At 70.9% G+C, this 22,111-nt stretch carries 17 protein-coding genes; 9 read left to right on the top strand and 8 right to left on the bottom strand.

What is annotated here, in order from left to right:
- Positions 1-34 precede the first annotated feature (34 nt).
- From JRI60_RS51180 to JRI60_RS51165, 4 genes are all read left to right on the top strand, one after another.
- Positions 35-1,870 carry an ATP-binding protein gene (locus JRI60_RS51180; protein ID WP_239470219.1) on the top strand — a complete coding sequence of 612 codons (1,836 nt, stop codon included), beginning with the start codon at positions 35-37 and terminating at the stop codon, positions 1,868-1,870.
- Complete coding sequence (locus tag JRI60_RS51175) at positions 1,867-3,225, top strand: hybrid sensor histidine kinase/response regulator (protein ID WP_204223429.1); 1,359 nt, start codon at positions 1,867-1,869, stop codon at positions 3,223-3,225. The genes JRI60_RS51180 and JRI60_RS51175 overlap by 4 nt, the downstream gene beginning before the upstream one ends.
- A gap of 18 nt (positions 3,226-3,243) precedes the next feature.
- A complete protein-coding gene (locus JRI60_RS51170) occupies positions 3,244-3,735 on the top strand; it encodes a GNAT family N-acetyltransferase (protein WP_204223428.1) in 492 nt (163 codons plus the stop codon).
- A 130-nt stretch (positions 3,736-3,865) separates the two neighbouring features.
- On the top strand, positions 3,866-5,968 hold the full coding sequence (locus JRI60_RS51165; RefSeq protein ID WP_204223427.1) for an alkaline phosphatase D family protein: 2,103 nt from the start codon (positions 3,866-3,868) through the stop codon (positions 5,966-5,968).
- 7 nt (positions 5,969-5,975) lie between these two features.
- Here JRI60_RS51165 and JRI60_RS51160 read toward each other — a convergent pair whose 3' ends face one another.
- The 5 genes from JRI60_RS51160 to JRI60_RS51140 form a co-directional block, all read right to left on the bottom strand.
- Positions 5,976-6,719 carry a hypothetical protein gene (locus tag JRI60_RS51160; RefSeq protein WP_204223426.1) on the bottom strand — a complete coding sequence of 248 codons (744 nt, stop codon included), beginning with the start codon at positions 6,717-6,719 and terminating at the stop codon, positions 5,976-5,978.
- Positions 6,720-6,721: 2 nt separating this feature from the next.
- A complete protein-coding gene (locus JRI60_RS51155) occupies positions 6,722-7,945 on the bottom strand; it encodes an oxygenase MpaB family protein (protein ID WP_204223425.1) in 1,224 nt (407 codons plus the stop codon).
- A 94-nt stretch (positions 7,946-8,039) separates the two neighbouring features.
- The gene (locus JRI60_RS51150; protein WP_204223423.1) at positions 8,040-12,143 is read right to left on the bottom strand and encodes an AAA family ATPase; all 4,104 of its coding nucleotides are present in this window, start codon (positions 12,141-12,143) and stop codon (positions 8,040-8,042) included.
- Positions 12,144-12,222: 79 nt separating this feature from the next.
- On the bottom strand, positions 12,223-12,855 hold the full coding sequence (locus tag JRI60_RS51145) for a TetR/AcrR family transcriptional regulator (protein ID WP_204223422.1): 633 nt from the start codon (positions 12,853-12,855) through the stop codon (positions 12,223-12,225).
- Positions 12,852-14,195, bottom strand: coding sequence for a cytochrome P450 (locus JRI60_RS51140; protein ID WP_204223420.1), 1,344 nt, complete (start codon positions 14,193-14,195; stop codon positions 12,852-12,854). The genes JRI60_RS51145 and JRI60_RS51140 overlap by 4 nt, the downstream gene beginning before the upstream one ends.
- Before the next feature lie 217 nt (positions 14,196-14,412).
- On the opposite strand from JRI60_RS51140, the gene JRI60_RS51135 reads away from it, so the two are divergent.
- Genes JRI60_RS51135 through JRI60_RS51120 form a run of 4 tightly spaced genes read left to right on the top strand, consistent with a single transcriptional unit; the run spans position 14,413 to position 18,469 of the window.
- The gene (locus JRI60_RS51135; protein ID WP_204223419.1) at positions 14,413-15,726 is read left to right on the top strand and encodes a caspase family protein; all 1,314 of its coding nucleotides are present in this window, start codon (positions 14,413-14,415) and stop codon (positions 15,724-15,726) included.
- Position 15,727: 1 nt separating this feature from the next.
- Positions 15,728-16,336: an RNA polymerase sigma factor gene (locus JRI60_RS51130; protein WP_204223417.1), complete on the top strand. Its 609-nt coding sequence runs from the start codon at positions 15,728-15,730 to the stop codon at positions 16,334-16,336.
- Complete coding sequence (locus JRI60_RS54925) at positions 16,333-17,067, top strand: DUF4384 domain-containing protein (RefSeq protein WP_204223414.1); 735 nt, start codon at positions 16,333-16,335, stop codon at positions 17,065-17,067. The genes JRI60_RS51130 and JRI60_RS54925 overlap by 4 nt, the downstream gene beginning before the upstream one ends.
- 10 nt (positions 17,068-17,077) lie before the next feature.
- Entirely contained in the window at positions 17,078-18,469 is a 1,392-nt protein-coding gene (locus tag JRI60_RS51120; RefSeq protein WP_204223412.1) for a tetratricopeptide repeat protein, read from the top strand.
- A 21-nt stretch (positions 18,470-18,490) separates the two neighbouring features.
- Here JRI60_RS51120 and JRI60_RS51115 read toward each other — a convergent pair whose 3' ends face one another.
- Complete coding sequence (locus JRI60_RS51115; RefSeq protein WP_204223410.1) at positions 18,491-19,258, bottom strand: hypothetical protein; 768 nt, start codon at positions 19,256-19,258, stop codon at positions 18,491-18,493.
- On the opposite strand from JRI60_RS51115, the gene JRI60_RS51110 reads away from it, so the two are divergent.
- The gene (locus tag JRI60_RS51110; protein ID WP_204223408.1) at positions 19,251-19,388 is read left to right on the top strand and encodes a hypothetical protein; all 138 of its coding nucleotides are present in this window, start codon (positions 19,251-19,253) and stop codon (positions 19,386-19,388) included. The genes JRI60_RS51115 and JRI60_RS51110 overlap by 8 nt on opposite strands.
- A gap of 7 nt (positions 19,389-19,395) precedes the next feature.
- On the opposite strand, the gene JRI60_RS51105 is transcribed toward JRI60_RS51110, so the two are convergent.
- Both JRI60_RS51105 and JRI60_RS51100 read right to left on the bottom strand, forming a co-directional pair.
- Complete coding sequence (locus tag JRI60_RS51105) at positions 19,396-20,820, bottom strand: reverse transcriptase family protein (protein ID WP_204223407.1); 1,425 nt, start codon at positions 20,818-20,820, stop codon at positions 19,396-19,398.
- A gap of 686 nt (positions 20,821-21,506) precedes the next feature.
- Complete coding sequence (locus JRI60_RS51100) at positions 21,507-22,109, bottom strand: pentapeptide repeat-containing protein (RefSeq protein ID WP_204223406.1); 603 nt, start codon at positions 22,107-22,109, stop codon at positions 21,507-21,509.
- Between the last annotated feature and the right edge of the window lie 2 nt (positions 22,110-22,111).

Below are 22,111 nucleotides of genomic sequence, written 5' to 3'. Positions count from 1 at the left end.
CGTCGGGGGGTTGGAGCCACCGAGGCGGAGGCGCGTGCGCGCGCGGAGGGTGGCCTGGCTGATGGGCTGGCTGGACGTGTTCCTCTCCGAGCCGCTGCGCCGTTCCTCCGCGGAGGAGCGCGTGCGCTGCCGGATGCTGGTGGGCGCCAGCCTGCTGCTGCTGGCGGTGGATCTGCTCTTCCTGCTCTACGTGCCCTGGACGGTGTCCCCCTGGGCGTTCGGCCTCATCGGCGTGGGGTGCCTGGCGGGTTTCTCGAGCTCGCTGTGGCTGTTGCGCCGGAGCACCTCCTCGCGGGGGCCGGCGGTGGTGCTGTGCTCCCTGCTGACGGCGTCGATCGTGTCCTCCGGGTTCTTCGCGAGGGATGTCAGCGTGGGCCTGCACCCCGCGTGCATGCTGATCCCCGTGCTGGCCATCTACCTGCTGGGGGCGTGGGACAGCCTGCCTTTCGTGGGGATGGCCAGCCTGGGCGTGGGCCTGCTGCTGCCGCTGTGGCACGGGGCGCGGGGCGGGGAGTGGATGCGGTGCTTGTTCGCCGCCGTCTTCATGGTGGGCACGTGGGGGATGGGCTGGTTGATGCTCGCCTCGCGTGGCCAGATGAGCACGGAGCTGGAGCGGGCGCTGCGCACGTTGCGCGAGAGCGAAGGCAAGCTGACGAGCCTGCTGGAGAACACCGAGGACGTCGTCTGCTCGCTGGATGCCCACGGGCGGCTCATCGCGGCCAACCTGGCGCTGCGGGACATGTATCAGGAGCTCATCGGCGAGGAGCCGATGCCCGGGGATCTGCTCTTCCCGGAGCACGCGCCCGAGACGCTGCGCCAGCGCTGGCAGGAGTGCACCCGGCAGGTGCTCGCCGGCAAGCGGGTGCGCTTCGAGGCGTCGCCTTCGCGGCTGAAGCGGGCGCGGGTGCTGGACATCTCCGTCAACCCCGTGCTGGATGGAGTGGGTCAGGTGGTGGGGATGACGGTCTTCGGCCGGGACATCACGGATCGCAAGGAGGCCGAGGCGCGGCTGGGGGAGATGCACCGCAGCCTGCTGGACGTGTCCCGCCAGGCGGGCATGGCGGAGATGGCCACCGGGGTGCTGCACAACGTGGGCAACGCGCTCAACAGCGTGAACGTGTCGGTGAACCTGTTGTTCGAGCGGCTGAGTCAGTCGCGGGTGGAGGGGGTGGGGAAGGTGGCGGAGCTGCTGGCCGAGCATGGCGCGGACCTGGGGGCCTTCCTCACCGCGGATGGGCGGGGCAGGCAGCTGCCGGCCTACCTGAGGGTGCTGGGAGCGCAGCTCAACGCGGAGCGGGTGGTGCTGTTGGAGGAGGTGCGGACGTTGCAGACGAGTGTGGAGCACATCAAGTCCGTGGTGAGCATGCAGCAGGCGCACGCCCGCTTCTCGGGGGTGGTGGAGCGGCTGGAGGTGACGGCGCTATTGGACGATGCGCTGCGCCTGCATGCCGAGTCGCTCGAGCAGCTGGGCATCCAGGTGCGGCGCGAGTACACGCCGGGTGTGCTGGTGCGGGTGGACCGGCACAAGCTGCTCCAAATCCTGCTCAACCTGTTGAGCAACGCGCGCCACGCGTTGCTGGAGAGCGGGCGGCCGGACAAGCACCTCGTCATCCGGGTGGAGCGTATGGTCGCCGAGCGTTTGCGTATCGCGGTGGCGGATAATGGAGTGGGCATCTCTCCGGAGGATGCGCCCCGTCTGTTCACCCAAGGGTTCACCACGAAGAAGGACGGACATGGGTTCGGCCTTCACATCAGCGCCCTGGCGGCGGCGGAGATGGACGCGTTCCTCTCCTGCACGAGCGAAGGCCGTGGCCAGGGCGCCACCTTCACCATCGACCTGCCCATCGCGGGCGAGGAGAGCAGGGCATGAGTGCCCCCACCGCAGCCAACCGCCGCATCCTGGTGGTGGACGACAACCAGGCCATCCACCAGGACTTCCGCAAGATTCTGTGTGCGCCACCGGCCAGCACCGCGCTGGACGCCATGGAAGCCGCGCTCTTCGGAGGCCCCGAGACGGCGCCCGTGGACGCGGGCTTCGAGGTGGACTCGGCCTATCAGGGCGAGGAGGGCATCGCCCGGGTGAAGGCCGCGGTGGCCGACGGGCGGCCGTACGCCCTGGCCTTCGTGGACATCCGCATGCCTCCCGGCATCGACGGCGTGGAGACGGCGCGCCGCCTGTGGAAGGAGGACGAGGACCTGCAGATCGTCCTGTGCTCGGCCTACTCCGACTACTCGTGGGAGGAGATGACGCAGCGGCTGGGGCTCAGCCAGCGCCTGCTCATCCTGCGCAAGCCCTTCGACAACATCGAGGTGCGGCAGCTGGCGCACGCGCTCACCGAGAAGTGGGAGCTGTTGCGCCAGAGCCACCGGCGGCTGGAGGACCTGTCGCGCGAGGTGGAGGAGTGGACGCGCGAGCTGGCCATGGCCAACGAGCGGCTGCGCAAGGAGATGGAGGACCGGGCGAAGCTGGAGCTGCGCCTGGCCCAGTCCCAGCGGCTGGAGGCGCTCGGGCGGTTGAGCGGCGGACTGGCCCACGAAATCAACAACCCCTTGAGCGTCATCATGGCGAGCGTGGGCTTCATGCGCGCGGAGCTGGAGGACCAGGTGAAGGGGGGCCGGCAGGCGGACGCGAAGGAGTTGAGCGAGGTGTGCGCGGACGCGTTGATCGGCGCCGAGCGCATCCTGCGCATCGTCAATGACTTCCGGCTCTTCTCGCGGCTGGACGGGCAGCCGCCGGGACGGGTGGATCTGCGCGAGGTGCTGGACCACGCCCTGTCGGGTGCCAGCTACACGCTGGGGCCCAAGGCGCAGGTGGTGCGTGACTTCCAGGACGTGCCGGCCGTGTGGGGCAGCGAGCAGGGATTGGAGCAGGTCTTCCTCGGGCTGCTGAACAACGCGGGGTACGCCATCCAGGGCACGGCGGAGCCGCGGGTGACGATCGTCGCGCGCCAGCGGGACGACGGCTGGGTGGTGGTGGAGGTGAAGGACAACGGGACGGGGATTCCCCCGGAGCACCTGGGCCGCATCTTCGACCCCTTCTTCACCACGAAGCCGCCGGGGACGGGGACGGGCCTGGGCCTGTCCATCTGCTACGGCATCGTCTCGGGGCTGGGTGGCAGCATCGAGGTGGACAGCGCGCCGGGCAAGGGCTCCACCTTCCGGGTGAAGCTGCCGCGCGGGCCGGAGGCCATGGTGTCGGCCGTGGGTCCCGCGGAGCAGCAGTAATCCAGGGGCGCGCGAGGCATGTCCGTCACCGTCCGGAGCGCCAGACCCGAGGACGCGCCCGCGCTGGGCCGCATGGGCGCGGCGCTCGTCCGCCTGCATCACGCGTACGACTCCGAGCGCTTCATGGAGCCGGAGCGGGATGTGGAGTCGGGCTACCGCTGGTGGCTGTCGCGGGAGCTGAAGCGGCAGGGCGCGGTGGTGCTGGTGGCGGAGCGGGAGGGGCGGGTGGTGGGCTACGTCTACGCCACCGTGGAGGGCCGTGACTGGAACGCGCTGCTGGACGCGCACGGCGAGCTGCACGACCTCTGGGTGGACGAGTCGGAGCGGGGCAGTGGCGTGGGCGCGCTGCTCGCCGAGGAGATGATTCGCCGGCTGCGGGCCCAGGGGTTGCCGCGCATCATCCTGATGACGGCGTCACAGAACGAGGCGGCGCGGCGGCTCTTCGCGCGGCTCGGCTGGCGTCCCACGATGGTGGAGATGACGCGCGAGCTGGGGGACTCCGGGGAGTAGTGGACGCTCCCTGGCGCCCGGGTGGTGAGCGGGAGACACGCTGCCCCGGAGTCGCAGAAGAGTGTCCGTGCCCGCTCCGTACCCTCCCGTCCTCCGGCTTGTAGAGCCCGGAGAGACGCGGAGGAGTTCCTTGTCCCAGCCCCTGCACCGCCGGACCATCCTGAAGTGCATCGTCGCCGTGGCGGCGAGTACCGCCCTCGGTTGTCCCGAGAAGGAGCCGCCCGTGGAGGAGGGGCGCGCGTACTTCCCCCAGTCCGTGGCCTCGGGAGACCCGCGCTCCGGCGGCGTGGTGCTGTGGACGCGCGCGGTGGACTCCGAGCACCCGGACGCGGACGTCGAGCTCACCCTGGAGGTCGCCACGGACGAGGGCTTCACGCGCCGCGTGCTGGAGCTGGACGGGCTGCGCGCCACCCTGGCGCACGACCACACCCTCAAGGTGAAGGTGACGAACCTCCAGCCCGGGACGCGCTACTACTACCGCTTCATCGTCGAGAAGGATGACAAGCGGCTGGGCTCGCCCGTGGGCCGCACCCGCACCGCTCCGGCTCCGGACTCGGGCGTGCCCGTGCGCTTCGCGGTGGCCAACTGCCAGGACTTCCGCGGGCGCTACTACAACTCCTGGCAGCGCCTGCTGCAGCTCGACGAGGACCTCGACTTCATCCTGTTCGTCGGGGACTACATCTACGAGTCCGACTCCTCGGTCGTCCCCTCGCCGGACCCCGCGCGCAACGTGAGCTTCACGGACCCGGGCTCCGCCATGCCCCGGAGCGTGGGCGGAGGCACGGAGCTCGTCGCCAACGCCGTCTCCAACTACCGGGACCTCTACCGCGCCTACCGCTCCGATCCCTTCCTCCAGCAGGTGCACGCGCGCTACCCGTTCATCGTCACCTGGGACGACCACGAGTTCTCCGACGACTGCTGGGACGCGCACGCCACGTACACCAACGGGCGCGCCGACGAATTCCAGCCAGACCGGCGGCGCAACGCGGAGCTGGCCTTCTTCGAGTACCAGCCCATCGACCCCACCGACGCGCCCCCGGGCGCCATCGACGCCGAAGGCGTGCCCCGCTTCCCGGACACGCGCATCTGGCGCGACTTCACCTTCGGGAGCCACCTGCGGCTGCTCGTCACCGACTACCGCACCCACCGGCCGGACCACCTCATCCCCGAGGACGCCTACCCGGGCACGGTGGCCATGGACGCGGCGGTGCTGGCCTCGCTGGGCCTCACGGGGGCCTTCGCCACGGACGCCTTCGCGTACGTGAACATCGACGCCTTCCCGGAGCGCAAGGCCGTGTTGCAGGGCGCGTACGTGCAGCTCGCGGTGGCCGCGGGGCTGGCGCAGGCGGATGCGGCGGCGCGGGCCGCGGCGGCCGTGCGGGGCAACCTCGCGCTGGCCTACGTCAACCCGGTCCTCACGGCGGCGGCCCGGCCCGGCGCGGGCCCCATCGACCCGGCGGGCCAGCCACGCGGCCTGGCCTTCGTACACCTGGGGAAGACGGACCTGTTCACCCGCGTGGGCGCGCGCTACGTGGTCATCAAGGACACCTTCGACGTGTACGCCGCCTGGCTCCAGGCCACCTCCGGGGCGCAGGACGCGCTCGGTCAGGCCCAGGAGGCGTGGCTGCTGGAGTCGGCGGAGAGCGCGCAGACGTGGAAGGTGGTGGCGAGCTCCGTGTCACCCACGTCGATGGTGTGGGACCTGCGCGCCAAGGCGGACGTGGAGCCGGCCTCGGTGCGCAACCGCTACTACTACAGCGTGGACCAGTGGGACGGCTTCCCGGACAAGCGGCGCCAGCTGCTGGATGGGATGCGCGAGCGCGCCGGGGGCCGCGTTCTCTTCGTCGCGGGGGACATCCACGCGTCCTTCGCCTCGGTGGAGCACGGGGTGCCGGCCCTCACCGCGCCCGCCATCTCCTCGACGGCCGTCCAGGAGGAGGCCGGCGCGGAGGTGGAGGCCGCGGGCTTCCCTCCCGGCTCCGCCGTCTACCGCTACGTCGTCACCGAGCTGGAGACCACCTTCCGCGAGGGCAACCCGGGCATCGCCTTCGTGGACACCGAGGCCCACGGCTTCACGGTGGTGGAGGTGGGGGCCCAGGAGGTCCGGGCCTCGTACCACCTCATCCCCAGCAGCGACATCCGGGTGGACTACTCGGGCCGGCCCGAGGAGCTCGCGGCGCGCTTCTCCCGCCGCGACTTCCTCGTCCAGCCCGGTGCCATCACCGCGGCGTGAGCCGCGCTCAGGCCACCGCCAGGGCCGGAGTCTGCTCCGGCTGCTGTTGCGGCTCCTGCGCCGTCGACTTCACCGCCTTCGTCACCACGTAGATGTAGAGGCAGTCGAACAGGAAGATGGAGAGGCACAGGAAGGTGAGGAAGTTCAGCCCGCCCAGCCACTCCTGCGTCAGGCCAATCACGTAGTGGCACTCGATGGAGGTGCCCAGCGTGCCCAGCATCTTGCACCACGCTCCGGGCACCGACAGCCCGCGCCCGCCCTGATGCCGGCGCGAGAAGGCGAAGAAGATGAAGGTCACGCTCATGACGAGGTTGATCATGAACGCCCCCATCAGCCCCAGCATGTCGTGGTACTGCACGTAGAAGGCATACAGGCCGAAGCCCGACAGCGCCGTCGTGCCGACGATGATGGAGTAGAAGTTGCGTTGAATCTCCGGAATCGTCTGCAGCTCCCGCCCGTAGCGGAACATCTGGTAGACGATGACCAGGTCCACGAAGAACCACACCCGGTCGAAGAAGTGCCACAGCGGCACCGGATTGGGGATGACCCACGAGGCCAGGAACTCCCAGGCCAGGTTCATGCAGATGGCCACCATGGGCAGGCCGTAGGACTTGTCCCTGAAGGCCTGGCGGATCATGAAGAAGTAGGCCACCACCCAGAAGACGCAGCCGATCTCCCCGATGATGTTGAACCAGGCGAGCGGATCGAACGGCCCGCCGCGAACGTGCTCGGGACTGAAAGTGGGGTGCATGATCAGGCGACCTTCTGGTTGGAGTCATTGCCCATGGGCGCGGTCTCTGCCCGGCGCTTCGCGTTCCGGGCACGGATGCCCGGCTTGACCTTCCAGCTGTCCTGCAGGTGCTCCGGGATGTAGAAGGGCGTGCGCTGACCTCCGCGCTCCACCAGCAGCATCCCCTCGACGATGTCCTTGCTGATGTAGCGCAGCAGCCTGGCCGCCACGAACGTGTTGTCCCCCACCCAGTCCGTCAGGTCGGCGATGTGCCGGATGGCGTGCGGGATGATGGTCGTCCAGTCCGGCCTGGGCACCTGCAGCATGTCCGCCACGTTCAGGCCCTGCCATTGGTCCTGGTCCAGGAAGAAGTGCACCATGCTCGCCGGCAGCCCATCCAGCAGGTCCGGCGTGAGCTGCTTCATGCCCTCGAGCAGCGCGGCCGTCATCGCCACGCCCTCGGGCGAGAACTCCACCTGCCGCTGGCGGATGAGGAAGGTGAGCTGGCGCGCCTCCTCCACGTTGGCCGGCAGCAGCCGCTCGTCCAGGCCGATGATGCGTCCCACGCCCACCCACGCGTACAGCCACGCCTCCTGCTGCTCCGGGGTGAGCTCGATGTGGAGCGCCTTCATGCCCTCGAGCACCACGTAGGAGAACGTCATCAGCGTGCCGGCCAGGTCCTCCTGGTTGATGGGCTGGCCCAGCTCCTCGGCGTCCCAGGGGTTGGCCGCGTCGTGGCGGATCATGTAGCGGATGGCCGCGTGCATCAGCCGCACCTTCTGCGTGGTGCACACGCCCCGGCCGTCGGGCTCCATGCCGCCCTCGGTCATCACGTCCACCACCATCTGGGCCGTCTCGAAGACGCGCCGCACGGGGCGCTTCTGCAGGAAGCCGGTGCGGTAGAGCACCTGCACGCCCTTGCGCGCCGCGTAGGCCGCCGGCAGCGAGTAGAAGCCGAGGATCATCATCACCTCGGGGCCGAACAGGTCGAACAGCTCCTGGCCCGCGCGCAGCCGCTCCGGATCCAACCGCGGCACCGAGGCCTTCGTCCGCTCCAGGTACTCCACCACGTAGGGCGGCAGCCGGGCGGAGGGCAGGTCATCGTTCTCCACCAGGGTCCGCATCAGGTGATTGACCGCGTCCACCTTGCCCTCGGTGAACAACCTTTCGATGACGGCGTCGGCGAGTGGATCCGCCTTCGTCCGCATCTCGTTCATGAACTCGTGGGTCCAGAGGCTCGGTGGCATGACGTTCGACTCCTCGCGGGATGTTTGGAAAGACACCCCCCTCCCGCGAAAGGGCATTGTAGTGACCCCCTCCCCACACGAGCTGTGAAGCGATTCACAGGGCGGACGATTCGGGTACCGTCTCAGGTCGGGAGGAAGAGGGACGCTCCCATGAGTCCAGTGCCCGCAGCGAGCCCGTGGCCCCGAGCCGCTCGAAGACCTGGCGGGCCTGCGCCGCGTGCGAGGCGCGGAGGCCGGGCTCGGTGGCGCACCGCGCCAGCTCGGCGAAGGCCAGGCCCTCGTCGGTGGGCATGCGCCAGGTGCGCGCGTGCTCGATGGCGCGCTGCCACAGGCCGCGGGCCCGCTCGGAGCGGCCCTCCAGCCAGGCCCTCGTCCCCTCCAGGCGGGTGGTGCGGCTGAGGGCGACCGGGTAGAGCCTGCTCGCCTTGCGCAGCACCTGGAGGGACTCGATGGCCAGGGCCCTGGGCTCGGTGGCCAGGGCCTCTCCGGCGGTGCGCGCCTCCTCCCACAGCTCCATGCACGCCTGCACCAGCGCGCTCAGGGAGGTGAGGTCGGACCACACCACCAGGGGGCGCTTGCGCAGCATGCGCAGGGCCTCGCGCGCGTGGGCCAGGACGCGGCCGTGCTCGCCCGTGCGCTGGGAGACGAGCGCCGCGTTGCAGTGGTAGCGCAGCACGGTGAGCGGGTCCGCCCGGGGCACCAGCACCTCCGCCTCGCGCAGCCGCTCCACCGCCTCGTCCAGCCGGTCGAGCTGCAGCAGCGTGGGCGCCATCTCCGTGAGGGCCCACATGGCGTTGACGACGTTGGAGGCCTCCTGGGCCACCCGCAGCATGGACTCGCGCACGTACTGGGCGGCGCCCGGCTCGCGCGCCATCTCCAGCCCCATGCCCAGCACCTCCAGGCCGGTGCACACGGTGAGCCGGTCATTGATGACGCGGGCCGCGCCGATGCCCTGCTCCACCTGCGCCATGCCCTCGTCCCAGCGGCCGAACGTCAGGTGGTAGGAGCCCTGGACGACGTCGGTGATGGGGGAGCGCGCGGAGGTGGCGCGGCGGAAGTAGCGGTTGGACAGCCCGTGCATCCGGCCCAGACCGGCCGTGTAACCCAGCGCGTTGTAGGCGAGGGCGGCGGGGGTGAAGTCGCGCGTGGCCTCCGCCAGGTTGATGGCGGCCAGGCAGGAGGTGAAGTACTCCAGCAGCCGGTCCGCGTAGAAGGCCTGCTCGGTGAGGATGCTGAAGATGCTCGCGGTGAGCTTGAGCCGCTCGCGCTCCGTGGACGCGCGAGGTGCCGGCAGCCAGCGTCCCAGGGCCATGCGCGTCAGGTGCCGCAGCAGCTCCCACGACAGCCGGCCGCCCCAGCCCGCCCGGGAGATGGGACGCTTCTTGCGCAGCAGTTGCAGGGCGCTGTCGCAGTGGGTCCGGCTGCGCTCCGTCTCGCCCAGGGAGTGGTACGCACTGCCCAGCCGCGCGCTCCAGCGGGCATGGCGCAGCTCGTCCACCGGCGCGGCGCCGCTGGTGGTGAGCTCCAGGGCCTGGGTGAGGAAGGCGATGGTCTCGTGGTGGGCCCCGCGCGAGGAGGCGGCCTCCGAGGCCCGCTCCAGCAGCTCCAGCGCCCGTTGGTGCTCCTCCGCCAGCCGCCAGTGGTGCGCCAGCAGGGGCAGCAGCTCCTCGCCGCGCTCCTCCAGCTCGGGCTCGTGGAGCAGCGCCACCGCGCGGTGCAGCTCCCGGCGCTGGGAGAAGGCCATCAGCTGGTAGGCGGCCTCCTGGATGAGCACGTGCTTGAAGGCATACACGGGGCCCGCGGGCGAGTCCTCCGGCCGCATGAGTCCCAGCCGCTCCAGCTCGGCGAGCTGCTCCGGCAGCGTGGCGCGGTCCTTCTCCACCGGGTGCACGGCCCGCAGCAGCTCGACGGGGAAGGCACGGCCGAGCACGCTGGCCACCTTCAGGGTGAGCTGTTGCTGGGGCGTGAGCCGGTCGATGCGGCTGGTGAGCAGGCCCTGGATGGTGCCGGGCATCTCCAGCGCCATGCGCTCCACGGAGCGCTCCACCAGCCGGCACTCGCCGCGCTCGATGGTGAGGTAGCCCGCGTCCCGCAGGGCGCACGCCAGCTCCTCGCTGAAGAAGGGGTGGCCCTCGGCCCGGTCCCGGATGAGGGAGGCCACCTGGGGAGGCAACTGGCGCACGCCCAGCCGCTGGCGCACCAGCGTCAGCACGTCCTCGTGCGGCATGCGCTCCAGGGGCAGGTACAGGGTGCCGGGGGCCTCGCGCAGCTGGCGGTACTCGGGGAGGGCGGCCTCGCCGGGGGGGCGCGTGGAGAGCACCAGCAACAGCCGCTTCACCCGCCGAAGCACGGCCAGCGCCAGCTCCCACGAGGAGGAGTCCATCCAGTGCGCGTCGTCCAGCACCACCAGGCGCGGGCGCTCCCGGACACCTCCGTCGAGCAGCTGCACGAGCAGCTCGCGCGTGTTGGCGCCACGCAGCGAGGCCGTCATGTTCCGCACCACCTCGTTCTCCGGCACCTCCACCGGCAGCACGCCGTTGAGCAGGGGCGCCCAGGCCTCCTGCTCGGGCCGGGCGCGCAGCAGCTCCAGCAGGCGCGCGGTGCGGGCGGCCTCGTCCGGCAGGGTGTCCAGCCCCAGCAGGCGCGAGAGGATGGGGCGCCACGCGTGGTAGGCCGACGAGCGCTCCACCGCGGTGCCCGCTCCCAGCACGCAGGAGACTCCGGCGGCGTGCGCCCGCTCCAGCAGCTCGCTCACCAGCACGGACTTGCCGAGGCCCGCCTCGCCCTCGAGCAACACGCTGCCACCCACGCCCCGCTCCGCCAGGGCCCGCACCACCGAGGCCAGCCGGGAGCGCTCCTCCTGGCGGCCCACCACCCGCGTGTCCCGGGCGGACGCTCCCGTGCCCTCGGCGCCCCGCGCGGGGCGGAACACCGGCACCGGGTGGGTAATCCCCTTCACCTTCAGGGGCTCGAGCGTCTCGAAGCGCAGCCGCGTCGAGGCCAGGCGCAGCGTGGTGGCGTCGCAGAGGATGTCGTCCACCGCGGCCTGCATCAGCCGCGCGGCGAGGTTCACCGTGTGGCCCACCATCACGTACTCGCGCCGCTTGGCTCCGCCGGTGGTGCCACAGAAGACGCGCCCGGTGGCCAGCCCCAGCCGGTGGGGCACTCCCTGCTCCCGCAGCGCCGTGCGCACCTCGAGCGCCGTCTGCACCGCCCGCGCCGCGTCGTCCTCGTGCGACAGCGGCGGCAGCCCGAAGGCCGCCACCATCACCACGCCCTTGTCGTCCACCACCACCTGGTTGGCGCTTCCCTCGTAGCGGAAGAGGACGGATTGAATCGTGCGCAGCGCGCGCTGCAGCTCCTCGTGGCGCTTGCCGGCGGCGAAGTCCGCGGCGCCCAGGTTGATGAACAGCACCGTGGCGGTACGGAACTCGGACAGCCACTGGCCGTGTCCGGCCTCCAGCCGGCGCGCCACCACCAGCGGCAGGTACGCGCGCAGCGCCGGCTCCAGCTCCGGCACCGGCTCGGGGGGGCGCACCTGCGGCAGGGGCACCGGCTTCATCTCCAGCAGCCGCCAGCCGGCCGCGCCCCGGGGCGTGCCCTGGGCCTCTCCCAGCAGCCGCCAGGCCTGGGGGCCGAGGAGGATTTCCCCCGGCTGCGCCGCGTGCTCCGCCCGGGCCATCTCCAGCAGCGGCTCGCCCGAGACGAGGAAGTCCCAGCGTCCCTTCTCGCCTCCCACGTCGGAGAGCTGCACCGGCCCGGCGCCGATGCCCACCTTCAACCGCAGCCGCACCCCGTCCACCGGCTCCAGCCCCGCGATGAGGGCCTGGGCCGCCTGTGCGCACCCGGCCGCCAGCCGCACCGCGCGTGGCAGATCCTCGGGGGACTCCGCCGGCCACAGCGCCACCACCGCGTCCCCCGCGAAGCGCAGCACGTCCCCTCCGTGCGCGGTGAGCGTGTCGATGAGCCGCGAGAAGAACGCGTCGAGGATGCCGCGCAGACGCTCGGCGCCGGAGGGGCCCGCGCCATTCATCGCCTCGGCCAGGGCGGTGAAGCCCGTCAGGTCGGCGAAGAGCACCGCGCCCTGCTGCTCGAGACGGGCTCCCTCGTGCGGGCGCGACGCATCCGCCAGGAGCGCCCGCAGCAGCGCGCCGGGCAGGAAAGCCGCCAGTGCGTGCAGCCTCGAAGGGAAATTCATGCCGGGCTTCAACGCCGCCTTATGGGGGAGGAAGACCCCGGCGGAGGAGCCCATTCGTAGCAGATGATCGGCGCTCCAGCTACCTTCCCGGCCGGGCCGGAGAGCGGGCAGGCAGGCGTGTTTTTCCCGTTTCGCGCCCGGTGCGGATGCCGTCCAGAATCACCCCCAGCATGCTGGGGAAGACCTGCTCGGCGCTCAGCTCCAGCTCGGCCAGGACGTCCGGCCGCATGAGCTGATCCACCAGGGTGATGACCATGCGGAGCACCAGCCGGGGCTCCACGTCCGAGCGGATGGCCCCGGCCTGGACTCCCGAGGCGAGGAAGGCGCCGAAGCGGGCCTGCACCGACTCGCGTCGCAGCTCCAGCAGCCGCTGCCACAGGGCGGGCGCGTCCCGCTGCAGGTCCCGGAGCACCGTGGCGGCGCTCGCGTAGCGGCCGGCCAACGCCCGCGCGAAGTGCTCCAGGCGCTCGCCGAAGTCCAGCCGCTCGTCCGCGAGGAGGGCCTCCAGCTTCTCGCCGAAGCGGCTCATGCTGGCCTCGAGGGCCGCCGCGCCCAGCTGCTCCTTGCTGGAGAAGTGGCGGTAGAGCGTCTTCTTGCTCATCCGCAGCTCGGTGGCGATGTCGTCCATCGTCACCCGCGAGTAGCCATGGGTGAGGAAGGTCTGCTCCGCCTTCTCCAGGATGCGCGCGCGCGCCTCGTCCGCTTCCGTCACGCGAGCGCTCCGTGGCGGGGGCCCTGGTACACCAGCTCCACGCCGCCTCCGGGGCCGATGGTGACGTTGCGGCGCACGGGGCGCTCCGGCTTGTCGCTCGCGAGCGAGAAGCGGTGCGCGGCCAGCAGCGTGCCGAGGACGACCCGCATCTCGTACTGGGCGAAGGCCGCGCCGATGCAGCGCCGGGCCCCGCCGCCGAAGGGCAGGTACTCGAAGGGCGTGAACTTGCGCTCCAGGAAGCGCTCGGGCCGGAAGCGGTCGGGCTCGGGGTAGAGCTTGGGGTCCACGTGCGCCAGGCAGATGGCGGCCATGATGCCGGTGCCGGCCGGCAGCTCGCGTCCGCGCAGCGTGAAGGGGGCCAGCGTGCGGCGGCCGACCACCGCCAGAACCGGGTGCAGGCGCAGCGACTCGTCACACACCGCGCCGAGGTAGGGCAACTTCATGAGCGCCTCCGGCTCGGGCGTCGCGCCTAGCGGGGCCAGCTCCGCGACCAGCCGCTCGAGCGTCTCGGGGTTGCGGTGCAGGTGGTAGAGCGCCCAGGCCATGCCGATGGCCGTCGTCTCGTGGCCGGCGATGAGCAGGGTGCGCAGCTCGTCCTTGAGCTCCTCGTCCTTCATGGGCTGGCCGTCCTCGTCCCGCGCGGCGAGCATCAGGCTGAGGATGTCGATGTGGCTCTCCTCGCGCCCGCGCCGGGTGGCGAGCTCCTCCGTCAGCAACTGGTCCAGCTCCGCCACGTGGCGTTGGAAGCGCGCCCAGGGGCCCATGCCGCCGAAGGAGCGCCGCAGGGGCCTGGCCGCCATGAGCAGCGGCGTGTAGGACTCCATGTAGCTCGCGAACACCTCGCGGTAGCGCCGCACCCGCTCCGGTTCCTTGATGCCGAAGACGGCGTGGATGATGACCTCCAGGGAGATGGCCTGGGTGATGTCCTGCGCGCGGAAGGTGCCGCCCGGCCGCAGCGTGCCCGTGGACTCCAGGGTGAGGTCCCTCATCATCTGTCCGTAGGCGCGCATGCGCTCGCCGTGGAAGGGCGGCATGAGCAGCTTGCGCTCGCGCTTGTGGCGCTGCCCGCCCATGAGCAGCAGCGAGTTGTCCCCCACGGCGGGCGCCAGGATGAGGTTGCCCAGCGGCTCGAAGAGGGCCGGGTCCGCGCTGAAGATTTCACGGATGCCCTCCGGGTCTCCCGTGACGACCACGTTGCCCACCGGCAGCGGCGCGGTGAACGGGTCTCCATAGCGCGTGCGGCACTCGCGCATGAAGCCGGTGGCGTCGCGCATGAAACGGAGCGTTTGCAGCGGGGCGAAGCTGAGGGGCCCGGGTGGCAGCTGCGGCTGGGTGGACATGGCTCGTCCTCCTTCGAGTGGCACGGTGGAAACTGTGGAAACCATAAACGTTTCCTGAGTTTCCTGCAACCCCACCCGTGTGAAGCGCTTCACAGCCCGGGAATGAAGTGGCTCACAGCCCTTCCCGGGGAAAGGGCGGACAAGACGGTGATCGGGGTGAAGAGGCGCCTTCGCCGTCACCCCGTCGCATCAACGCAGGGGGGCTGTCCTGGTGCTCATGTCGTGGAGGTTGCTGGTCTCGATGGCGCTGCTCGCCTCGGGGCCGGCGTACGCGGTGCAGCGCTTCGCGCTGGTGATTGGCGCCAACACGGGCTGGGCGAGGGAGCAGCCGCTGCGCCACGCGGTGGAGGACGCGCGGAAGCTGGCGGAGACGCTGGAGCAGCTGGGGGACTTCTCTCGCGAGGACATCACCGTGCTGAGCCAGCCCACCACCGACAAGGTGCTCTGGGCGTTCGACCAGCTGGCGGCGCGCGCGGCGGGCTCCAGGGAGGAGAGCCTCTTCCTCTTCTATTACTCGGGGCACGCGGACGACACGTACCTGCACCTGCAGGGCGCGCCGCTGAGCCTGGCGGAGCTCCAACGCCGCATCCAGGCCCTCTCCCCGGCGCTGAAGATTGGCATCCTCGACGCCTGCCAGAGCGGCGCCATCCTCCCCAAGGGAGGCCGGCCCACGCGCTCCTTCCAGCTCCAGGTGCGCGACGAGCTGGCGTTGCGAGGGCTCGTCTTCCTCACCTCCTCGGGAGCGGATGAGCTGTCACAGGAGGCTCGAGCCCTCGCGGGCTCCATCTTCTCCACCCACCTGGTGAGCGGCCTGCGAGGCGCCGCCGACGCGAACAAGGACGCCCAGGTGAGCCTGACGGAGGCCTACCAGCACGCCTACGCGCACACGCTGATGGACACGGCCTCCAGTCCGCTCGGCGTGCAGCGGCCGCGGGTGCGCATCGACTTGAAGGGCCAGGGCGAGCTGATCCTCACCCGCCTGTCGAAGGCGGACGCGACCGTGGTGTTCCCCCCGAGCACCAAGGGGTGTGTCGTCACCGATGGCGCGGAGCAACGGCTGCTCGCGGAGGTTCCCGCGTCATCCCAGCGGGAGCGGCGGCTGGGCGTGGGCGCGGGAGACTACGTCCTCAAGTGCAACGCGGGCGGGTGGTACGAGGTGGCCCGCTTCAAGCTGGCACCCGGCGACGTGCTGCGCGTCTCCTCGCTGTCCTTTCGGGAGGTGCCCTTCTCCCAGATGGTGGTGACGAAGGGAACGGGGGACGACGCCCAGCGCGGCTCGCTCAAGCGCCAGGGGTTCCGGACGCTCGCGGAGGGCCGGGCCGAGGAGGCGCTCCAGCTCTTCGAGCAGGCGCTGGGAGAGGATCGGCGCGACCAGGAGGCCTTCCTGGGCAAGGCGCGCGCCCTGCTGGCGATGGCGGCGCGGGAGGAGTCACGCGGGCGGGCCCTGGTGGCCAGGCGCCTGCGCGCGGCGGCGGTGATGGCGTACCCGCGCATCGAGGAAGAGTTGATGGCCGAGACGGGAGGACAGTGACATGGGCTGGTGGAGACAGATCACGGCGGTGGGGCGTGCGCCGGTGATGAGCGCGCCGGAGGCCACGCGGGCCGAGCCCGTGCGCGTGGAGGACCTGTACCGCCGCTTCGGCCCGGCGGTGCACCGGCGGGCGCTGTCGCTCGTCCGAGACGAGGAGGAGGCCCTGGACATCACCCAGGACACCTTCCTGGCCTTCGTGAAGGAGCCGGCCCTGCTGCGGGGTGGGGCCTCGGCGTTCACGGTGCTGTACCAGATCGCGACCTTCAAGTCGGTGGACCGGATGCGGCGGCGCGCGCGCTGGTCGGGACGGCTGGGCGAGCTGGTGGTGAACGACGCGGGAGAGCCGGTGGAGCGCGAGGTCGAGGCGGTCGCGGCGAGCGCTGGAGGGCTGGAGCAGGTGGAGGCCGCGCAGGACCTGGCGCTGCTCACGCACGGCGAGGAGCCGCGGACGCTCACGGCCGCGTTCCTCTATTTCGTGGAAGGGTACAACATGGAGGAGGTGGGGCAGGTGCTCGGCCTGACACGCAAGACGGTGGGCCGGCTGTTGGGGGAGTTCGCTACCCGGGCGCGCAAACGCAGTGCCCGCTTCGAGGACGGGAGGGCGGCATGAGCCAGGGAGGGCGGCGAATCCAGGACGCGGTGCTGGAGATGTACCTCGCCTCGGCGCTGGAGCCGGAGGCGAGGGCCCGGGTGGATGAGGAGCTGGCCAGCTCGGAAGCGGACCGGGAGCGGCTCGCGGAGCTGCGTGCGGACTCGGCGGCCTTCCTGCTGCGGCAGCCGCCCGCGGCGTTCGCGGCCCGCCTGGAGCCCGAGCCCCGGAAGGAGCGGCGGAGGTGGCGCGTGTTGCTCGGGGCGGCGCTGGCGATGTCCGCCGCGGCCGTGTTCGGCGGTGTGATGCTGCGGCCCGTTGTCGAGGCCCCCGGACCCGAGTACGCGGCCAAGGGGAGCCTGGTGCTGGGGGTGTACCGGAATCAGGCTGGTGGGGGCGTGCCGGTGGGGCCCGGCGAGACGCTCGGCGAGGGGGAGTCGATCCAGTTCGATGTGAAGGCCGACGCGAGCGGGTACGTGGCGGTGCTGAGCCGGGATGGAGCGGGGCGGGTGACGGTGTATTACCCGTATGGAGGAGACGCGGCGGTGGCGTATGTGCCGGGCCGGTCCCTGCTGCCCGGGGCCATCGAGCTGGATGGAACGCCGGGCACCGAGGCGCTGTACGCCCTCTTCTCGCCGGAGCCCTTCACGCTGGGGGCCGCGGTGAAGGCCCTCGAGTCCGGGGCGCCGCTGGAACCCGCGCTGCCCCAATCGGTGCGAGTGGCGCGGACCCAACTCACGAAGCGCCCATGACGGGAGAGACATGAGGATGCTTCGCCGGGTGACGCGGGTGCTGGCGCCGTACCTGGGGCTGCCGCTGGTGCTGGCCGGAGGTCCGGGCGTGGCGGGCTCGCGTCACCAGGATGCGGAGCCGCCCACGGTGACGGTGGAGGTGACGCGCCATCAACCGCCGTTGCTGCGACTGGAGGGACAGCCCGTGTCGGTGGGCATCCTGCTGGTGCACTCCGATGACACGCTGCTGGAGGGGGCGCGGTCGGACCTGTGGAACATGAGCGGCATGGTGGTGAAGGCGGTGCGGGATTACTTCAAGGCCGAGGGCGGCCAGGTACAGGTGGTGGATTACACCGACCTGGGCTTCCAGATGTGGAACACGCCGAGGTCGAAGGCCTGGCTGTCGAGGGATCCCAGGAGCCTGGTACTCGACCCATGGCCCGGGGTACCGCTGGGCGTGAAGACGTCACTGGTGACGGTGGTAAAGGTGGACGGATGGAGCGTCGGTCCGATGAACGGCGAGGGGACGGGAGAGGCGGCGGGCATCGCCCTGCTCATGTCCACGTGGACGCGCGAGGGGCAGCCGGTGAGCACCGAGTACATCCAGGTGAAGGGGCGCACGGGGGGCGCGGTGGAGCTGCGCTCGAAGGCGGCGGCGGTGGCGCTCTACGAGGAGTTGCGGAAGCCGCACCGGAGACCGCTCCCGGAGGAGTGGTCGGAGATGTTCTGGACGGTGCTGCGCGAGGCGGTGGGGCTGCACTACTTCCGGCTGCTGCCGGCCGAGCTACCCGAGCGGCTGGAGCTGGTGGGGATGGAGGGAGAGGAGGGCGTGAGGGCCTTCCGGGAGGGGCGGTACGAGGACGCGCTGGGGGAGTGGCGTCGGCGGTACGAGGCGGATGGGAAGGCACACGGGGCGCTGTACGACGCCGCGCTGGCGCACGTGATGCGAGGGGAGGACCAGGAGGCGCTGCGGTTGCTCGCGAGGGCATGGCAGGTGGAGGACAGGCCGCTGTACCGGGCGGAGTGGGAGCGGGTGCTGAGGCGGGTGGCGCGGACGCAGGTGGTGGGAGGGCCGGGCCGGGTCGAATCCGTCACGACCCGAGGAGTCGCTGGAAGCACGGAGCCCGGACGGTGCTTCTTCGTCGAGCGAGAGCCGAGCGAGGAGCTCCGGTGGTCGCGAGGGTTGTCGGTGGACCTCGAGGAGGAGCTGCTGGCGCAGTACCACCCGGAGCACTGCGATCAGCCCGGAGCGCGCTGCACCATCGACTTCTACCAGGTGAGATTCTTCAACGGCATCTGGTCCGAGCGGATGCAGCCGGGGTTGAACGACCTCGACGAGACGAGCAACTTCGACGGCACCCGGCGGCGGCGGTGGAGCCTCTTCTACGACCACGAGCACCGGTACCGGTACTGCGTGAACTGAGGGCGAGGCCGGCCGTGCGCCTCAGCCGGCGAAGGGGGAGAAGTTCACCATCACCTGACGCTCGGGGGTGAAGGTGCGGCGCGCGAAGTCCTGTACGGCCCCGCGAGGCAGGCGCGTGGGCGGGCTCAACAGCAGCGAGGGGTCCAGGGGTCCCGAGCGGGGTTGGGCCACCTCGCGAGCCAGCTCGATGCCGCGCTCCAGGTCGTCCTCTTCCTGCTGCGCGAGCGCCTGCTTCAGGTGCCGGTCCATGAGCTTCTCCTCCGCGGCCGTCGCTGGCTGCTTCGCCACCCGGGAGAAGGCGTGCTGCAGCCGGTCCGGCAGCGTGCTCGCGTCCAGTGACGCGCTGTAGGCCAGCGCCAGCAGGAAGGTGTTCCCGCGCAGCGACATGCACCGCACTTCCATCCCCGTCACCATGGGCTCCTCGATGTGGAGCTCCTTCATGAGACGGAGCTGGAGCAGGGCCGCGACCCGGGGGCACTTCGCCCGGTCCCCGGGCTCCACCCTGTAGCCATACGCCACGAAGCTGATGAGGGCGCTGGGAGTCCAATTCCTGTCCGTGGTGGCGTACATCGGCGTGCTGCTCGGCATGGCCCGAGCCTTCACGGTGCTGGCCCGAGCCGGCGAGGCGCCCGCGACGGCGAGCGTGAAGCCGCAGCGTGGATGGGGTTCGGCCTCGCGAGTGGGAGGCCTTTCACGGCCCTGGCCCTGGGCGGGAGCGCTGCTGGCCACGGGAGTCGCGCTCGCGGGGACGTGGTTCGTGCGGAGGGAGGCGAGGGAGTAGATGCTCAAGGAGCGGGCCGGGAAGGAGCCGGCGCTCGCGGCGATCTACCAGCTCACGCTCCAGCGGGCGCGGGCCAGCGGGTTCGTGGTCACCGAGAAGCCCGAGGGCGTGGAGCTCGCGCTGGACGCCACGCCCTGAGAGACCGTCAGGCCTCGCGCTTCTCCAGGGCGGAGAGGCGCTCCAGGAAGGCGCGGCCCTTGGCCGGGTCCGTCATGTGGATGAAGGCGGCCATGCCCTTGAGCTGCTCGAGCGTCTCGCCTTCCTTGCCCGGCTTGCCCTTCTCGCGGTTGTGCAGCGCCGCTCGCAGCTGGCGCACCACCTCGCGCGGCACCCGGGCGCCCGGCTGACCCTTCGGGGCCTCGTTCACCACCAGCCCCGTCACCACCTGCCGGTTGCCCGGCTTCATCACGCGCGTCTTGTCCGGGTGTACCCGGAAGCCCTCGGCTTGAAGCACCCGCTCCGTGCGCGCGACCAGCACCGCCACCGGCGCCTCTGGCTTCGCCTTGCTCTTGCGCCAGGAGAACGTCATGTCATCCGCGTAGCGCGTGTAGACGAAGCCCAGCCGCCTCGACAGCGCCGACAGCCGCTTGTCCAAGCGCAGGCATAGCGCGTTGGTGATTCCCGGCGACGTCGGCGCTCCCTGCGGCAGCGCGCGCGGCCCCTTCGCCACGTACAGCGTCTTGCCTCGGAACTGCACCACCTCGCGAGGCGCCTCCGTGGCCATCAGCGCCAGCAGCGTCGCCGTGTTCTCCGCCAGCCCGCCCTTGCGCAAGAGCCCCTTCACCCGCGGCCACGTCACCGAGGGGAAGAAGTCCTTGATGTCCATCTTCACCACCACGTCCGCGCCCTTGTGCGCCAGCGCGTTGGTGACGATGGAGCGCCCCGCCACGAAGCCGTGCGCCGCCCCGTGCACCGGCAGCCGCTCGATGACGTTCGAGAGCACCCAGCGCTGCGCCTCCTTCAGCTCCTTCTTCGGCGAGGTGATGGTCCGCTTCCCACCGTCCCGCTTGGGAATCTCCCAGCTGCGGTAGTGCGTCCCCGTGTCCACCTCGCGGTGGTAGGCGAACCAGCGCAGCCTCGCCACGCTCAGCCCGAGCGCCTTCGCCAGCGTCTGCGCCGACTCCAGCTCCGGCAGCCCGTTGGCCTTGGCCCGCTCCTCCCGGTCCTTCAGGTCGAACTTGTCCGGACCCCCGGCCTCTTCCCAGTGCACCCCCGCGCCCAGGTGGTCGATGTGCGCGGTGCGCCACGCCTCCCACGCCAGACGCTTCAACACGCGGCGCTCGGCGGCCTCGGCCTTCTTCTTCTCCTTCCAGGCCGACTTCTCCTTTTCGGAGAGTCCGCTCGGATCCTCGTGCTCGGGCGCGAGCCCCTTGGCCTTCAGCTCGGCCTCGACCCAGGCCTCCTGGCCGCCGGCCTCTTCGATTGCCTTCCAGCGGGCGAGCCGCGCCTGCTCCTCGCGCTGACGCACCTCGCGCTGGGCGACCACGTTGGGCGAGGCGGGCACGGGGGCGGGGGTGGGGACGACCACCGGGGCCGCGGCGGGGACGAATGTCTCGAGCTTCGCGGTCATCACAGCACCTCGGAATGGCGAGGAGGCTTCATCGGGACGGGGCGGCGCGAGCGGTCGAGGGAGGCCCTGAAAGGCACCACCTGCTCACCTGGGGCACGGTAGCCTCACCGGCTCTCCCCGGTAGAGGGGTCTAGGCCCCCTGGGGAAACGGCGGTTGCGTCGTTGGCTCAGCTCCCCGGGGGGCCTAGACCCCTCTACCGGGAGAGAGCCAAGAACAGGCTACCTTGCGGAGAGTGTCCTGCATTGCATCCAGAGCGGCGCAGCGCCGCTCCCGCGCTCGAGGCGCCGAGGCTGATGCGGTTTAGGACCTCTCTCGACCACTCGCGCTACCTGGCGCGTCTGCTGTGCTTCGTCGCGTCCGCCCCTCCTGTTGGGATTTCTACACCATCCCGTGGGCAGAAGACACGTTTGTCTTCCTCGGGGCCGAAGTGCCCTGACATTCCTGTCGTGCGCCGAGGCCTCGCCGGAGCCCCATCCCCTGGGGGCCTGTTCGAAATGCAGAGCGACGGCCCGTGTGGCGCGGATGTTGCCCAGCGCCCCGGCGAACACGATTCAAGTGGGGGAACACGTGAAGCCTGTGCGGGAGTGGCGATGGTGGCCTCCAGTGTCGTGCTACACGAGCACTGGAATGGCGGGAGCGATTCCCGCCCCTGAGGGCCTCCTCCATCCCAGCTCGCAGGAGTCTCTCAGGGAGCCTTGCTCGCGGCCTTCGTCAGCCATTGCTTCAGCGCGGCGCCCTCGATCCGGACGGGCGCCTCGCCGCTGCCGAGGTTGAGCCACGTCACTTGGAGGGACGACAGGCCCTGGGCGCCGCGCAGGTCCACCCCGCGCACCCGGGCTCCATTCAGCAATGCTCCCTCCAGCTGGACATCCCGGAGGATGCAGGACTCGAGGTTGGCCTCCAGGAACTGGGCTCGCCGTAGGTCCGCTCCCGTCAGGTCCGACCCTTCCAGATCCGCCTCGCAGAAGCTGGCCTTGATGGCCTGGGCCTTCTTCAGCACTGCCTTCTTCAACGAGGCGTAGTCCAGGTTGGCCTTGCCCAGCTGGGCGCCCGACAGGTCGGCGCGATCGAACGAGGCGGAGGCCAGGTTGGCGCCGAAGAAGTCCGCCTTCGTCAGCGTGCTTTCCGTGAAGCGGGCCCCCGGCAGTTCGGCATCCGTGAGCACCTGGGCGGGGAGGCTCGCCTGGGTGAAGTCCGCGTCCTCCAGGGACAGCTGGGTGCCGCGCTCTCCCTGTGAGTCGACCCACACCTTATGGAGTGCCAGCCGATTCGCGATGCCTTTGTCCATGT

This window comes from Archangium violaceum (genome assembly GCF_016887565.1).
GTDB classification, from domain to species: domain Bacteria; phylum Myxococcota; class Myxococcia; order Myxococcales; family Myxococcaceae; genus Archangium; species Archangium violaceum_B.
The sequence above is the reverse complement of the archived record's forward strand: the minus strand, read 5'-3'. Positions and strand labels throughout refer to the sequence as shown.